Annotated in this window: 14 protein-coding genes; 11 read left to right on the forward strand and 3 right to left on the reverse strand. The window is 65.5% G+C overall.

The features are described from left to right. Positions 1–51: 51 nt before the first annotated feature. From EWH21_RS11930 to EWH21_RS11950, 5 genes are all read left to right on the forward strand, one after another. Positions 52–2,010, forward strand: coding sequence for an LTA synthase family protein (locus EWH21_RS11930; protein ID WP_277700572.1), 1,959 nt, complete (start codon positions 52–54; stop codon positions 2,008–2,010). A gap of 19 nt (positions 2,011–2,029) precedes the next feature. Next, the gene (locus EWH21_RS11935; protein ID WP_152488626.1) at positions 2,030–2,755 is read left to right on the forward strand and encodes a phosphatase PAP2 family protein; all 726 of its coding nucleotides are present in this window, start codon (positions 2,030–2,032) and stop codon (positions 2,753–2,755) included. Continuing rightward, the gene (locus tag EWH21_RS11940) at positions 2,752–3,429 is read left to right on the forward strand and encodes a tyrosine-protein phosphatase (protein ID WP_277700573.1); all 678 of its coding nucleotides are present in this window, start codon (positions 2,752–2,754) and stop codon (positions 3,427–3,429) included. The genes EWH21_RS11935 and EWH21_RS11940 overlap by 4 nt, the downstream gene beginning before the upstream one ends. Position 3,430: 1 nt before the next feature. Continuing rightward, the gene (locus tag EWH21_RS11945) at positions 3,431–3,781 is read left to right on the forward strand and encodes a hypothetical protein (RefSeq protein ID WP_277700574.1); all 351 of its coding nucleotides are present in this window, start codon (positions 3,431–3,433) and stop codon (positions 3,779–3,781) included. 131 nt (positions 3,782–3,912) lie between these two features. Beyond that, positions 3,913–5,538 carry a methyl-accepting chemotaxis protein gene (locus tag EWH21_RS11950; RefSeq protein ID WP_277700575.1) on the forward strand — a complete coding sequence of 542 codons (1,626 nt, stop codon included), beginning with the start codon at positions 3,913–3,915 and terminating at the stop codon, positions 5,536–5,538. A gap of 61 nt (positions 5,539–5,599) precedes the next feature. Here the strand turns inward: EWH21_RS11950 and fabB are convergent, their stop codons facing one another. The 3 genes from fabB to EWH21_RS11965 form a co-directional block, all read right to left on the reverse strand. Then, positions 5,600–6,820, reverse strand: a complete 1,221-nt coding sequence (fabB, locus tag EWH21_RS11955) for a beta-ketoacyl-ACP synthase I (RefSeq protein WP_277700576.1) — start codon at positions 6,818–6,820, stop codon at positions 5,600–5,602. 11 nt (positions 6,821–6,831) lie between these two features. Then, positions 6,832–7,347: a 3-hydroxyacyl-[acyl-carrier-protein] dehydratase FabA gene (gene fabA / locus EWH21_RS11960; protein WP_037051983.1), complete on the reverse strand. Its 516-nt coding sequence runs from the start codon at positions 7,345–7,347 to the stop codon at positions 6,832–6,834. Positions 7,348–7,560: 213 nt separating this feature from the next. Next, positions 7,561–9,435, reverse strand: coding sequence for a response regulator (locus EWH21_RS11965; RefSeq protein WP_277700611.1), 1,875 nt, complete (start codon positions 9,433–9,435; stop codon positions 7,561–7,563). A gap of 312 nt (positions 9,436–9,747) precedes the next feature. Between EWH21_RS11965 and EWH21_RS11970 the strand changes: the two genes are divergently transcribed. From EWH21_RS11970 to EWH21_RS11995, 6 genes are all read left to right on the forward strand, one after another. Further along, positions 9,748–10,770, forward strand: coding sequence for an NAD(P)H-dependent glycerol-3-phosphate dehydrogenase (locus EWH21_RS11970; protein ID WP_134675915.1), 1,023 nt, complete (start codon positions 9,748–9,750; stop codon positions 10,768–10,770). A gap of 31 nt (positions 10,771–10,801) precedes the next feature. Beyond that, the gene (locus EWH21_RS11975; RefSeq protein WP_037051991.1) at positions 10,802–11,149 is read left to right on the forward strand and encodes a DUF4389 domain-containing protein; all 348 of its coding nucleotides are present in this window, start codon (positions 10,802–10,804) and stop codon (positions 11,147–11,149) included. After that, positions 11,146–11,604 (forward strand): phosphohistidine phosphatase SixA, encoded by a 459-nt coding sequence (sixA, locus tag EWH21_RS11980; protein WP_150609465.1) that lies wholly within the window; start codon positions 11,146–11,148, stop codon positions 11,602–11,604. The genes EWH21_RS11975 and sixA overlap by 4 nt, the downstream gene beginning before the upstream one ends. 148 nt (positions 11,605–11,752) lie before the next feature. Beyond that, a complete protein-coding gene (locus EWH21_RS11985) occupies positions 11,753–13,420 on the forward strand; it encodes an AMP-binding protein (RefSeq protein ID WP_179554106.1) in 1,668 nt (555 codons plus the stop codon). A 57-nt stretch (positions 13,421–13,477) separates the two neighbouring features. Next, a complete protein-coding gene (locus tag EWH21_RS11990) occupies positions 13,478–13,921 on the forward strand; it encodes a hotdog fold thioesterase (protein ID WP_277700577.1) in 444 nt (147 codons plus the stop codon). A gap of 213 nt (positions 13,922–14,134) precedes the next feature. Further along, positions 14,135–14,938 carry an AraC family transcriptional regulator gene (locus EWH21_RS11995; protein ID WP_277700578.1) on the forward strand — a complete coding sequence of 268 codons (804 nt, stop codon included), beginning with the start codon at positions 14,135–14,137 and terminating at the stop codon, positions 14,936–14,938. The last annotated feature ends 9 nt before the right edge of the window (positions 14,939–14,947 follow it).

Consider the following 14,947-nt stretch of genomic DNA (forward strand, 5'->3'; position numbering starts at 1 on the left):
TCACGGCGCACTGAGCAGACTTCGGCTCGTTCATCCCACAAGGATCATACGATGCCTCGGCTCCATTACGCGCAACTTCGTTATCTGTCGATCATTCTGCTGGCCTGGCTGGCGGTCTTCTTCCTGACGCGCAGCGTGCTGCTGCTCAGCCACCTGGGCGACGCCAGCGTGTCCCTGACGGACCTGTTTGGGCTGTACGGCGTCGGCCTGGTCTATGACCTGAGCTTCCTGGTCTACGCCGCCATCCCCATGACCCTGTACCTGTTGCTGTGCCCGGCCTGGCTGTGGCGCCGGCGCTGGCACCAGCGCATGCTGGTCGGCGTGGTCGCGGTCAGCCTGTTCGTGATGTTCTTCACCGCCGTGGCGGAGTGGCTGTTCTGGGACGAGTTCGGGGTGCGCTTCAACTTCATCGCCGTCGACTACCTGGTGTACTCCAAGGAGGTGGTGAACAACATTCTCGAGTCCTATCCGATCTATCCGCTGCTGTCGCTGCTGGCGGTCGTGGCCATCGGCCTGACCTTCGCCCTGCGTCGCACCCTGCACGCCGCGTTGCAGGCTCCGCGCCTGCCGTTCAGCCGGTCGCTCTATGGCGTGCTGATGCTGGCCCTGCTGGTCGGCCTGTGCAGTGGCCTGGTCGGCCAGGACGCACCGCGCGGCCTGGGCGGCAACACCTATCAGCGTGAGCTGGCGAGCAACGGCCCGTATCAGTTCTTCGCCGCTTTCCGCAACAACGAGCTGGACTACCGGCAGTTCTACGCCACCTTGTCGGACGGCGCGGTGGCGGGGCTGCTGCGCGAAGAAGTCAGCGAACCCAATGCGCGCTTCATCGGTCGCGACCCGGAAGACATCCGCCGGGTCATCGACAACCCCGGCAAGGCCAAGCCGCTGAACGTGGTGCTGGTGACCATCGAAAGCCTCAGCGCCAAGTACCTGGGGAGCTTCGGCGACACTCGCGGGCTGACGCCGAACCTCGACGAGCTGCGCAAGCACAGCCTGGTGTTCACCAACCTGTATGCCACCGGCACTCGCACCGATCGCGGCCTGGAGGCGATCACCCTGTCGATTCCGCCGACCCCGGGGCGGTCGATCGTCAAGCGCATCGGCCGCGAGTCCGGTTACGCCAGCCTGGGCCAGCAACTGGGCGCCAAGGGCTATGACAGCGTGTTCGTCTATGGCGGGCGCGGCTACTTCGACAACATGAACGCCTTCTTCGGCGGCAACGGCTACCGCATCGTCGACCAGAGCAGCGTCGCCGACGCCGACATGAGCTTCCAGAACGCCTGGGGCATGGCTGACGAGGATCTCTATCGCCAGGCCATGAAGGTGGCCGACGCCGATCATGCCAGTGGCAAGCGTTTCTTCCTGCAGCTGATGACCACCTCCAACCATCGTCCCTACACCTATCCCGATGGGCGTATCGATATCAAGTCGGGGGAGGGGCGCGAAGGCGCGGTGAAGTACACCGACTACGCCATCGGCCAGTTCCTGGCCGAGGCACGGAGCAAGCCCTGGTTCGACGACACCCTGTTCGTCTTCGTCGCCGACCACACGGCCGGCAGCGCCGGGCGCGAGGACCTGCCGGTGGCCAACTACCACATCCCGCTGTTCGTCTATTCGCCCAAGCACGTCAAGCCGGCCGAGTACACCGACGTCGTCAGTCAGATCGACGTGGCGCCAACGCTGATGGGCCTGCTCAACCTCGACTACGTGTCCACCTTCTTCGGTCGCAACGTGCTGCGCGAGGACCACGCGCCGGGCCGCGCCCTGCTGGGCAACTACCAGCACCTGGGGCTGTTCGACGGGCATGACCTGGCCATCCTCAGCCCGCAGCAGGGCATGCGTCGCCACGAAGACGCCCTGGGGCTCAGCCACGAGGCGCGTGTCGACACCACCGACCCCTTGCTGCGCCGTGACATCGCCTACTACCAGGGGGCCAGCCATGCCTTCCAGAAGCGCCTGATCGCCTGGCAGGCCGACAGCGAAGATTCGCAGCATGTCAGCCAGCGCTAGTGCCGCCGAGGAGACCTCAATGACTTCGCGTTATCTGGACTTTCGCCTGGCCCTGGGCATCCCCCTGGCCTTGATGGCGGCCTTGCTGCTGATCGACCCGGCCCCGCTGGACTTCGCCCTGGCCAACCTGTTCTACGAACCGGGGCAGGGCTTCATCGGGCGCCACAGCTTCTGGCTGGAGGACATTCTGCATGACCGCGCCAAGCAGGCCGTGATCGTCGTCGGTGTGCTGGCGATCGTCGGCTTCGTCCTCAGCCTGTTGCCGACGAGGCTGCGTGCATGGCGCCGGCCGCTGGGTTATCTGGTGCTGGCGCTGGGCCTGTCGACCGCGGTGGTGACACCGCTGAAGGCCCTGACCGGCATGCATTGCCCCTGGAGTCTCACCGAGTTCGGCGGCCAGGAGCAGTTCACCCCGTTGCTCGCCGAGCGGGCCCCCACGGCCAAGCCCGGGCGCTGCTGGCCGGGCGGGCATGCCTCGGCAGGCTTCTCGCTGCTGGCGCTGTTCTTCGTCCTGCGTGATCGCCGCCCACGGGCCGCCCGCGTTGCCCTGGCCGTGGCGCTGGGCCTGGGTTCGCTGTTCTCGCTCGGGCGCATGCTGCAAGGCGCGCACTTCCTCTCGCACAACGTCTGGACCTTGCTGATCGACTGGGTCATCTGCCTGGTCACCTACCGGCTCGTGCTCTACCGCGCGCCGGCCGTTCACTCCGCGGATGCTCGATTGGTGATGGGAGGGCAGCTTCAATGACAGGTTATCTGCAACTGGCTCGACTGGGTCTTGCCGCACTGGTGTTCCTCGGCGCTCTGCTGGCGCTGCCACTGAGCATGGCCTGGGGCGCCAGCAGCGCGCTGCCACTCGAACCGGCTCACCCGGCGGGCTGGGCGCAATCTCTGGAACCGCGACTGAACCTGTACCGCATGGGGCCGGGGCTGTACCGCAGCGCCTTGCCGAAGACCGCTGACTGGCCGGCCCTGCAACGGCTGGGCGTGACCACGGTGGTCAACTTCTACCAGCACAGCGACGCTGAATGGCTGCGCGATCCGCAGGTCACCCAGGTGCACCTGCCGATGCATACCGATCGTGTCGACGACAGTGATGTGATCGCCGCGCTGCGCAGCATTCGCGAGGGCGAAAGTCGTGGGGCCGTGCTGATCCACTGCAAGCACGGACAGAACCGCACGGGACTGATCGCCGCCATGTACCGGGTGATCTACCAGGGCTGGAGCAAGGAGCAGGCGCTGGCGGAGATGGCCGGTGCAGGCTTCGGTGGCGAGGATCGCATGGGCGATGCCGAACGCTATATCCGCGGGGCCGATGTCGGCGCGCTGCGCATCGCTCTCGAAAGCGGTGCCTGCAGCACCACCCCCTGGGCACTTTGCGCACTGAAGGCGAAGCTGACGTCGCTGGTCGAGGGCGTGTGAGGTGGGTGCATCGCGCCTGCTCGGCGGCATCCTGACGCTGGCGCTGCTGGGCGGCTGCGCCAGCCTGCGCGAGCAGTTGCTCGCAGCCGATTATCCGCCGACCTACGTGGACGGCTTCGAGGCCGGTTGCAGCTCCGGACGAGCGACGGTCGGCCCGCTGGGCGGGTTCGACAAAGCCCCGCTACGCTATCAGCGGGAGCCGCTGTATGCGCAGGGCTGGGATGACGGTTTTCGCCAGTGCGAGCAGGTGCAACATGCCGATGACTGGCGCTGGGCGCGGGATCAGCAGCGCAGTGACCGGGAGTGGCGTCACCAGGTCGATCAGGCGATGGCCAGCGCGCTGCGCCGTTAGCGCAGGTTCGCTATCAAGCGTTGGCGCGCCGTGCCGATAGTTACGCAGGGAGTGGCTTCAGTTTCCCCAGGTCCCCCGCCGGATCACGCGGCGGAGGTCTCGATTTCCGTGCGTAAAAGGAGTTTCGCCACATGTCGCTGCGTAATCTGTCCATTGCACCTAGAGCAGCCCTGGGCTTCGGCCTGGTGGCGTTGCTGGTGATCCTGCTCGGGATGTTCTCCCTGCTGCAGATGTCCGAAATGCGCAAGCAGTCCGCTGCGGTCGACAGCAACTGGCTGCCCAGTGTCATGGCGCTGGGGGAGTTGAGCCAGGACTCTCAGCGTCTGCGCGCACTCACCCTGCGCATGCTGGTCAGCCAGGATGCGGCGACGGTACAGGCCAGCCTGCGTACCGTCGAGGAGCTGCGGGCCAAGCTCGGCCAGGCCGAAGCCAACTACGAGAAGCTGATCTCCAGCGATGAGGAACGCGCGCTCTACGACCGCTTCAAGCAGGCGAAGACGGGCTACCTGGGCGAGCAGGAAAAGATCACCGCATTCGTCCGCCAGGACGATTTCGAGCAGGCCAAGGGGGTCATGGGCGGTACGATCAATCAGCATGCCGATGACATCTCCCGGGCACTGACGGCGCTCGCCGCGCTCAATCGCAGCGGCGCCGCCGATGCCGCCACGCAATCGATCGCGGTGTTCGAGTCGGCACGAGTCTGGGGCATCGTGATGATGCTGGTGGCGGCGCTGATCACCGTCGCGCTGGCCATGCTGCTGACCCGCAGCATCGTCGCGCCGCTGAGCGAGGCGGTGCAGGTGGCGGAGGTCGTGGCCTCGGGCGATCTGACCCGGAACATCGAGGCCGAGGGCAAGGATGAACCGGCGCGCCTGCTGCTGGCGCTGCGCAGCATGCAGCAGAGCCTGCGCAGCACCATCCAGGGCATCGCCGATTCCTCCAACCAGCTGGCCTCGGCCTCCGAGGAGCTGCATGCGGTGACCGAGGATGCGACCCGCGGCCTGCACCAGCAGAATACCGAGATCGAGCAGGCCGCTACCGCGGTGAACGAGATGACCGCCGCCGTGGAGGAGGTGGCGCGCAATGCGGTCAGCACCTCGGAGGCCTCGCGCGAGTCGAATGTCACCGCGCAGCAGGGGCGCGAACAGGTGCGCCAGACCGTCGACTCGATCAGCCAGCTCAGCGACGACGTCGGCACCACGGCGGCCGAGGTGGAGCAGCTGGCCGAACGTGTACGCGAGATCAGCAAGGTCCTCGACGTGATCCGCTCCATCGCCGAGCAGACCAACCTGCTGGCGCTCAACGCCGCCATCGAGGCTGCTCGTGCCGGGGAAGCCGGGCGCGGTTTCGCCGTGGTCGCCGACGAGGTGAGGGCGCTGGCGCACCGCACCCAGCAGTCGACCCAGGAGATCGAGCAGATGATCGGTGGCATCCAGGACGGCAGCGAGCGCGCCGTCACCTCCATGCAGAGCAGCAACGGGCGTGCGCGCTCCACGCTGGAGGTCGCACAGGCTGCCGGGGTAGCGCTGGAACAGATCACCCAGGCGATCGCCTCGATCAACGAGCGCAACCTGGTCATCGCCAGCGCCTCCGAGGAGCAGGCGCAGGTGGCGCGCGAGGTCGACCGCAATCTGGTCAATATCCGCGATCTGTCGATGCAGACCTCGGCCGGCGCCGACCAGACCAGCGCGGCCAGCCAGGAGCTGTCGCGCCTGGCGGTGGACCTCAACGGCCTGGTGGCGCGCTTCAAGGTCTGAGCGCAGCCGGCAAAAGAAAACGGCGCCCTGGGGCGCCGTTCTGCTTACAGCCGGGTGGCGATCACTTGCCGTTCCAGCGCTTGAGCACCAGGGTGGCGTTGGTGCCGCCGAAACCGAAGCTGTTGCTCATCACGGTGTCGACCTTGGCGTTTTCCTCGGTCTTGCAGAGGATCGGCAGGTCGGCGACTTCCGGGTCGAGCTCTTCGATGTTGGCCGAGCCGGCGATGAAGTTGTTCTCCATCATCAGCAGGCAGTAGATCGCTTCCTGTACGCCGGCGGCGCCCAGCGAGTGGCCGGAGAGGCTCTTGGTCGAGCTGATCTTCGGTGCCTTGTCGCCGAACACTTCACGTACGCCACGGATTTCCGCGACGTCACCGACCGGCGTCGAGGTGCCGTGGGTGTTGAGGTAGTCGATCGGGGTGTCGACGGTGGACAGTGCCTGCCGCATGCAGCGCACGGCGCCTTCACCGCTCGGGGCGACCATGTCGTAGCCGTCGCTGGTCGCGCCGTAGCCGACGATTTCGGCGTAGATCTTCGCGCCACGGGCCAGAGCGTGCTCCAGTTCCTCGACCACGACCATGCCGCCACCGCCGGCGATGACGAAACCGTCACGCTTGGCGTCGTAGGCGCGCGAGGCCTTTTCCGGGGTCTCGTTGTACTGGGTGGAGAGGGCGCCCATGGCGTCGAACAGGCAGCTCTGGCTCCAGTGCTCCTCTTCACCGCCGCCGGCGAAGACCACGTCCTGCTTGCCCAGCTGGATCTGTTCCATGGCCTGGCCGATGCAGTGCGCGCTGGTGGCGCAGGCCGAGGAGATGGAGAAGTTCACGCCCTTGATCTGGAACGGCGTGGCCAGGCAGGCGGAAACGGTGCTGCCCATGGTGCGGGTGACGCGGTATGGGCCGATGCGCTTGACGCCTTTCTCGCGCAGGGTGTCCAGAGCTTCCATCTGGTTGAAGGTGGAAGCGCCGCCGGAGCCGGCGATCAGGCCGGTACGCGGGTTGGAAACCTGCTCGGGAGTCAGGCCGGAGTCCTTGATCGCCTGTTCCATGGACAGGTAGGCGAATGCGGCGGCATCCCCCATGAAGCGCATGATCTTGCGATCGATCAGCTCTTCCAGGTTCAGGTTGACCGAGCCGGAGACATGGCTGCGCAGGCCCATTTCGGCGTAGGCAGGGTTGAAACGGATACCCGATTTACCCTCGCGCAGGCTGCTGGCCACGCTTGCTTTGTCACTGCCCAGGCAGGAAACGATGCCCAGACCGGTAATCACGACACGACGCATGTGCAAGTCCTTCAGAAACTGTCAGTGGAGGTGAACAGGCCGACACGCAGGCCTTCGGCACTGTAGATCTCGCGACCATCGACGCTGACGCTGCCGTCGGCGATGCCGAGGATCAGCGAGCGGCTGATGGTGCGCTTGATATGAATGTTGTAGGTGACCTTCTTGGCGGTCGGCAGTACCTGGCCGAAGAATTTCACTTCGCCACTGCCCAGGGCACGGCCGCGGCCGGGGTTGCCCTGCCAGCCGAGGTAGAAGCCGACCAGCTGCCACATGGCGTCGAGGCCCAGGCAACCGGGCATGACCGGGTCGCCCTCGAAGTGGCAGCCGAAGAACCACAGGTCCGGGTTGATATCGAGCTCAGCGACGATTTCGCCTTTACCGTACTTGCCGCCGGTTTCGCTGATGTGAGCGATACGATCGATCATCAGCATGTTGGGGGCGGGCAGTTGCGCGTTCCCCGGGCCGAACAGTTCGCCGCGGCTGCAGGCGAGCAGGTCTTCCCGGGTGTAGGCGTTTTGTTTTGTCATGCGAGCTCCTCAATTGTCCCCACGCTTCTAAGGCTGGGCGAATCGTCCTGGCCGGCCACGCCCGGTGGGCATATGCCGGCAGCCTAGTCATAGACTGTTGCGTTGTGGTGAAAGTCACAGCGCAGTGAGTACAGTTGTACTCCGCTGGCCGCGCAATGTCACAGACCCTGCAATTTCTCCTTGTAACCCGTGTTCGTCATCAGGGCTACTGGCCTAAGGTCGCACCGGTAGCCAGCGCTGCAGAATGCGCTGCAGATCCGCACGTTTGAACGGCTTTGCCAGGTAATCGTTCATCCCGGCCGCCAGGCAGGCTTCGCGGTCGCCCTGCAGGGCATTGGCGGTCAGGGCGATGATCGGCACATCCTGGCCTTGTTGCAGCTGGCGGATCTGTCGGGTCGCTTCGTAGCCGTCCATGACGGGCAGGCGGCAGTCCATCAGGATCGCCGCATAGTCGTTCTGCGTGCAGCTCTGCACCGCCTGCTGGCCGTCTCCGACCAGGCTGACCTGATAGCCGAGGCTGCGCAGCATGGCCTCGATCACCGTCTGGTTGACCGGGTTGTCCTCCACCAGCAGCACGGCCTGGCCATCGCCTGCGTCCTGACCGAGGGGCAGGTTCTCATGGTCATGCGGCCGTTCGCTGTAGGTGCGAAATGGCAGCGGAATTTCCAGGGTGAACACCGAGCCGCTGCCCAGCTGGCTGTCTGCCCGCAGGGTGCCGCCCATGCGCTCGGCCAGGGTCCTGGCGATCGGCAGGCCGAGGCCGGTGCCGCCGTAGCGTCGGGAAATCGAGGTGTCGGCCTGCTGGAAGGCGTCGAACATGTGTTCCAGGCGTTCGCTGTCGATGCCGATGCCGCTGTCGTGGACGGCGCAGGTGAACCACAGCACCTGCTCATCCAGCGGCTGCCAGTGGGTCTCGACGCGGATGTGGCCTTCTTCGGTGAATTTCAGTGCGTTGCCGATGAGGTTGACCAGAATCTGCCGGATGCGTGTCGGGTCGCCGCGCACTTCCAGTTGCTCCAGGCCGGCCTGTTTCTCCAGCAGCAGCTGCAGGCCGCGCTGCTGGGCGCTGTGCTGGAACACCTGGATTGAGCTCTGCAGCAACTCCAGCAGGTTGAAGGGTATAGCTTCCAGCTCCAGCGCGCCGCGCTCGATGCGGGAGAAGTCGAGGATGTCGTTGATCACCTTGAGCAGGTGCTCGGTCGATTCGGTGGCCAGCGCCGCGTACTCGGCCTGTTCGTCGCTGAGGCTGGTGGTCTCGAGCAGCTGCAGCATGCCCAGCACGCCGTTCATGGGGGTGCGCAGCTCGTGGCTCATCATCGCCAGGAAGTCCGATTTGGCGCGGTTGGCCTGTTCGGATTCCTCGCGTGCCTGGATCAGCTCGGCAATCGCCTGCTGCTGTTCCTGGCCGCTCTGTTCCAGCGCACAGGCGAGGTTGTTGATGTGGCGGGCCAGGTCGGTCAGTTCGTCGTTGCCGCGTTCGACCAGCGCCGGTCGGTAGTCGCCGCTCTGGATGCGCTCCAGCGCCTGACCCATGGCGCTGAGCGGCTGAGCCAGGCGTCTGGCCAGGCGCCTGGCGAGGAGGAAGGTCAGCAGCAGGGCGACCAGCGAGAGCACGCCGGCCTTGAGCAGGATTTCCTGTTGGCGGGCATTGAAGGTGTCGTTGGACATGCCGATCACCACGCGCCCCAGGTAACCGTTGCCAAGCACCTTGCCCAGCGGCAGCTGTTCGCGGGTCTGCGAGGCGTGCAGGCGAATCGCGGCCTGGAAGACTTCCACCTGCGGGGTACTCTGCCCCTGTTCCTTGGCGCGTTCGACGTACACCAGGATGTTGTCGTCGCGATCACGGACTTCGGCGAAGCGCACGTCGGGCGTGCTCAGGGTGGAGCGCAGGAGGTTTTCCAGGATGCTCAGGTCGCCGTTGAGCACACCGTACTCGGTGGCTGGCGCCAGCTGGTTGGCGATCAGCTGGCCGGTGTGGCCCTGCTCCTGGCGCAGGTCCTGCAGGCGCGTGAACGTGAGAAAGCCCGTCAGCAACAGGGTCAGCAGCAGCGCCGGGCCAACGCTGATCAGTTGCGTGCGGGTATGAATGTTCCAGCCACGGCGTTGCCTCGAGGCCCTACCGTCCCTGGTTGGATGTGGCGCTGCCGCGTCTGAGCGTGGCGGGCAGGGCTCGGGCAAAGGCTTGCCTGTTGGCACGAATTGTCCTTGGCAACTGACGTCGATCCGGCATGTTAACGCAGCTGCCGGGCTTTACCAGTGGCAGGCGCGCGCACTCTGCGGTAATTCGCGTTTGTGCCATCTATCTGCCCGTCCGTGCTGAACTTTTGCCCTGGCCGGGTACTCTCGGCTCCGTATAATGAGCGCAGACCGCCATCACCCATGGCCTCATTCGGAAGACATATGACAGAGCTTCAACCCATTGCCGTCCTGGGTGGCGGCAGCTTCGGTACCGCCCTGGCCAATCTGCTGGCAGAGAATGGCCAGCGTGTCCTGCAGTGGATGCGTGACCCTGAACAGGCCGAGCAGATGCGCCAGAGTGGCGAGAACCCGCGCTACCTGAAGGGCGTGAAGCTGCACCCCGGGATCGAGCCGACCAGCGATCTGGCCGGCGTGCTGCAGCAGGCCGAGCTGGTGCTGGTGGCGTTGCCGTCGAGCGCATTGCGCGACGCCCTGCAGCCCGTTGCCGGGCAGTTGGCGAACAAGATGCTGATCAGCACCACCAAGGGCATCGAGGCCAAGAGCTTCAAGCTGATGAGCCAGATCCTCGAAGAGATCGCCCCGCAGGCGCGTATCGGCGTGCTGTCCGGCCCGAACCTGGCCAAGGAAGTCGCCGACCACGCACTGACCGCCACGGTGATCGCCAGCGAAGACGAGGCGCTGTGCCTGTGCGTGCAGCAGGCGCTGCATGGCCGGACCTTCCGGGTCTACGCCAGCGCCGATCGCTTCGGTGTCGAGCTGGGCGGTGCGCTGAAGAACGTCTACGCCATCATGTCCGGCATGGCCGCCGCGCTGGGCATGGGCGAGAACACCAAGAGCATGCTGATCACCCGTGCCCTGGCCGAGATGACCCGCTTTGCCGTCAAGCTCGGCGCCAACCCCATGACCTTCCTGGGGCTGGCAGGGGTCGGCGATCTCATCGTCACCTGCTCGTCACCGAAAAGCCGTAACTATCAGGTCGGCTTCGCCCTTGGCGAGGGCCTCAGCCTGCAGGAGGCGGTGGAGCGCCTGGGCGAGGTGGCCGAAGGGGTCAACACGCTCAAGGTCCTCAAGGCGCGTGCCGAGGAACTCGACGTCTACATGCCGCTGGTCGCGGGCCTGCATGCCATTCTCTTCGAGGGGCGTACGCTGGCTCAGGTGATCGAACTGTTGATGGCCGGTGAACCCAAGACCGACGTCGACTTCATTCCCACCGCAGGTTTCTAGCAGCGCTAAGTCAATCAAGGAGAGTTGAAGCATGAGCGATGAAAAACAGGAGCTTGAGCGCGAGTCGATTCTGTTGCGCATTCTATGGATGGTGATCTTCGTCATCGTCTGGCAACTGGCCGAGCTGCTGCTCGGCGCCGTGGTGCTGCTGCAACTAGGCTATCGCCTGTTCTACGGTGCACCGAACGCCAGCCTGCTGGGCTTTGGCGACAGCCTGAGCCAGTACCTGGCGCAGATCGGTCGCTTCGGCACCTTCAACAGCGACGAGAAGCCCTGGCCGTTCGCCGACTGGCCGACGCCGCGGGCGCCGGAAGGCGAGGCCGCACACAGCATTCCCCCCGCTGCGCATCCGGTGCGCGACGAGGAGCCCAAGCTGTGAGGCTGTGGCTGTTGCGACATGGCGAGGCCGAGCCTCGGGCCGCGAGCGATGCCGCTCGCGAGCTGACCGCCCATGGCCGCAACGAGGTGCTGCAGGCGGCCGCCCAGCTCGCTGGCCGGCCACTGACAGCCATCGTCGCCAGCCCTTACGTGCGCGCTCAGCAGACGGCCGAGCTGGTGCGCGAGACGCTCGGCTTCGCTGGCAAGGTGAACACCGTGCCCTGGCTGACGCCCGACAGCGACCCGCGTGACGTGCTGAAGTACCTCGACGAGCGCGAGCGAGCCGAGGTGCTGCTGGTCAGTCACCAGCCCCTGATCGGCGCGCTGGGTGGCCTGCTGGTCCATGGGCACCGCCAGGATCCATTGCCGATGCGTACCGCGAGCCTGGCCGAGCTGGAAGGCGACATCCCGGCTGCGGGGCTGATGGAGCTGCTCGCGCTGATCCATCCGCACTGATCCGCCAGGGCTGCGGACTGACGCGAGCCCTGGCGAAGTGTGTCCTGTCGAGAAACATTTCTTAACTTGCGCCTCCTGTGTCTGCGTGGAATAGTCGACCAAGCAAGTGCTTGGTTGATTCCTACAAAAACAACAAGGAGGAAGCCCTGTGGCTGATGCAATCCGTTTGCCGCTCGAGCTGTTCTACGAACGTGAAGCAAGGCACCCGAACAAACGCTACATGGTGCAGCCGCTGGGTGGCGGTCAGCTGCTGGAACTGAGCTGGGCCGATGTCGGCGACCAGGCGCGCCGGGCTGCCAGCTGGCTGCGCAGCCGGGAACTGCCGCAGGGCAGCCGCATCGCCATCATCTCCAAGAACTGCGCGCACTGGATCATCAGCGATCTGGCGATCTGGATGGCCGGCCATGTCTCCGTGCCGCTGTATCCCAACCTCACCGCCGAGTCGATGCGACAGGTGCTGGAGCACTCCGAAGCGGCGCTGGCCTTCGTCGGCAAGCTCGATGACTGGGCGGCGATGGCACCGGGCGTGCCGCAGGGCCTGCCGACCATCAGCCTGCCACTGCATGCGCCGGGCGACTTCGACTACAGCTGGGACGACCTGCAGCGCAGCACGCCGATCCAGGACGACCCCAAGCCGGCGGCCAATCAGATGGCCACCATCATCTACACCTCCGGCACCACGGGCATGCCCAAGGGGGTGATGCACAATTTCTCCAACTTCGGCTTCGCTGCCGGCCACGCCACCGCGCTGTTCGGCGTGGGCGAGGACGATCGCCTGATCTCCTATCTGCCGCTGTGTCACGTTGCCGAGCGCATGTTCGTCGAGCTGGCGTCTCTCTATGCCGGGCAGACGATCTTCTTCGCCGAGAGCCTGGACACCTTCCTCGAAGACCTCAAGCGCGCAAGGCCGACGGTGATGTTCGGCGTGCCGCGGATCTGGACCAAGTTCCAGATGGGCGTGTACGGCAAGATGCCCGCACACAAGCTCGACCGTCTGCTCAGGCTGCCGATCATCGGCCGACTGGTCGGGCGCAAGGTGCTCGCCGGGCTGGGGCTCGATGCCATCCGCTACGCGTTGTCCGGTGCGGCGCCCGTCCCCGAGGCGCTGCTCAACTGGTATCGCCGTCTGGGCATGGAAATCCAGGAGGTCTACGGCATGACCGAGAACTGCGGCTACTCGCATGTATGCCGGCCCGGCAGTTTCAAGCAGGGCTGGATCGGCCAGAACAACCCGGGCGTCGAGGTGCGCATCGCCGAGGACGGCGAGGTACAGGTGCGCAGTGGCGCCACGATGCAGGGCTACTACAAGGACCCGATCAAGACCGCCGAAGCGCTGACCGACGACGGCTTCCTGCGCACCGGTGACAAGGGCGAGCAGGACGCCGAGGGCAATCTGCGCCTGACCGGGCGGATCAAGGAAATCTTCAAGACCAGCAAGGGTAAGTATGTGGCGCCCGCGCCGATCGAGAACCGCATCGGCGAACATTCGCGCATCGAGCAGGTCTGCGTGGTCGGCGACGGGCTGCCGCAGCCCATCGCCCTGTGCGTGCTCTCCGAGATGGGGCGGCAGGAGGCGGCCAATGACAGCCGCAGCGATCTGGAGAGCAGCCTCAAGGCCCTGCTGAGCGAGGTCAACGGCCGTCTCGATCAGCATGAGCGCTTGCAGGGGCTGGTCCTGGTCAAGGAGGTCTGGGCGGTGGAGAACGGCTTCCTCACCCCGACCCTGAAGATCAAGCGGGCGGTGATCGAGGGCACCTACGGCGAGCGTTTCGCCGAGTGGCAGGAGCGCAGCGAAGCGGTGCTCTGGCACGACTGAACAGGGTGGGCCGGTTCATGCCGGCCCGGTCTCCAGTGGACGTGAGGTACTACCTGCATGGGCCTGTGGCAACGAACTCCCGATCTCGATGAACTCAACGCGACCCTGAAGAACACCGTCGGTGAAGTGCTGGGCATTCGCTTCGAGTCGTTCGACGACGCCTCCATCAGCGCCAGCATGGTGATCGACGCGCGTACCCATCAACCCTACGGCCTATTGCATGGCGGGGCATCGGTGGTACTGGCGGAAACCCTGGGTTCCACCGCCAGCTACCTGTGCATCGACAACCAGCGTTTCTACTGCGTCGGGCTGGAGGTCAACGCCAACCACCTGCGCGGCCTGCGCAGTGGCCGGGTGCATGCCGTGGCCCGCCCGGTGCACCTGGGGCGCACCACGCACGTTTGGGATATCCGCCTGAGCGGTGACGATGGCAAGCCCAGCTGCATCTCGCGCCTGACCATGGCCATCGTGCCCCTGGGGGAGCAGCCGCCGAAGGCCTGATCGCCTGTCGACGATTTGCTGCGCGTCGGCCAAACGGTGTTGAAACTCCCCTCAAGATGCGCATCTACAGCAGCTGAACCGCGCGTCTTCGGGTGATTACGCCGTCGAGATCGTGAGCAGCCTTTGCGAACCCGGCAGCGGCGCCCTTGAGCGGGTGCCGAGGTTGCAATTTCATCCAAGATTTACCCGGCCCATGGCGCTAGAGTAGGCGCCATGGACCAGATCACTCACATCCAGAGCAGTTTGCCCGGCGTTCGCCTGATCGATGCCGAGTACCGCCGCTTTGCCTTCCCCCGGCACTTCCACCTGGAGTACCACGTTGGCCTGTTGATCCAGGGGCAGCATCGCTATGCCTATCGCGGCGAGCGGCGCCAGGTCGGGGCAGGGGATGTGCTGCTGATGGCGCCGGAGGGAATCCACGATGGAGCGTGTCTGGAGGGAGAGAGCTATCGCATCCGCGTGATGGCCTTCGACCCGCACTGGCTCGACGAGGCCAGCCGGACCCTCAGCGATGGGCGCCAGGGTGCGCCCAGGCTGACCACCACCAGCCTGCGTCATCCGCTGCTGTCGCAGCATCTGCAACGTTTTCATGCGGCCATGCTCGAAGGTTCGACGCTGGCGCAGGAAAGTGCACTCTGGCAAGCACTGGCCCATCTGCTGGACATGGGCTCGACCCTGCGTGTCAGCGAGCCCGACCGGGTATTCGACAGCCGTACCTGGCAGCAGCTGCGCGAATGGCTGGAGAGTCGCCTGGACGATCCGCCTTCGCTGGAGGAAATCGCCTCGTTCTGCGCGATGAGCCCCTGGCAGGCGCTGCGGCGTTTTCGCCAGCACACCGGCCTGCCGCCGCATCAGTGGCTGACGCAGTTGCGCCTGCAGCGCGCCTTGCCGCTGGTGCTGGCGGGCGAGTCGCTCAGCGACATCGCCCTGCGCCTGGGCTTTTACGACCAGGCGCATTTCTCGCGGTTGTTCCGTCGCACCTACGGCTTGCCACCCGCGCGACTGCGTCAGCGCTGAGCCCAGCCG

It is taken from the genome of Pseudomonas sp. REST10, assembly GCF_029542605.1.
Classification (GTDB): Bacteria; Pseudomonadota; Gammaproteobacteria; order Pseudomonadales; family Pseudomonadaceae; genus Aquipseudomonas; species Aquipseudomonas khazarica.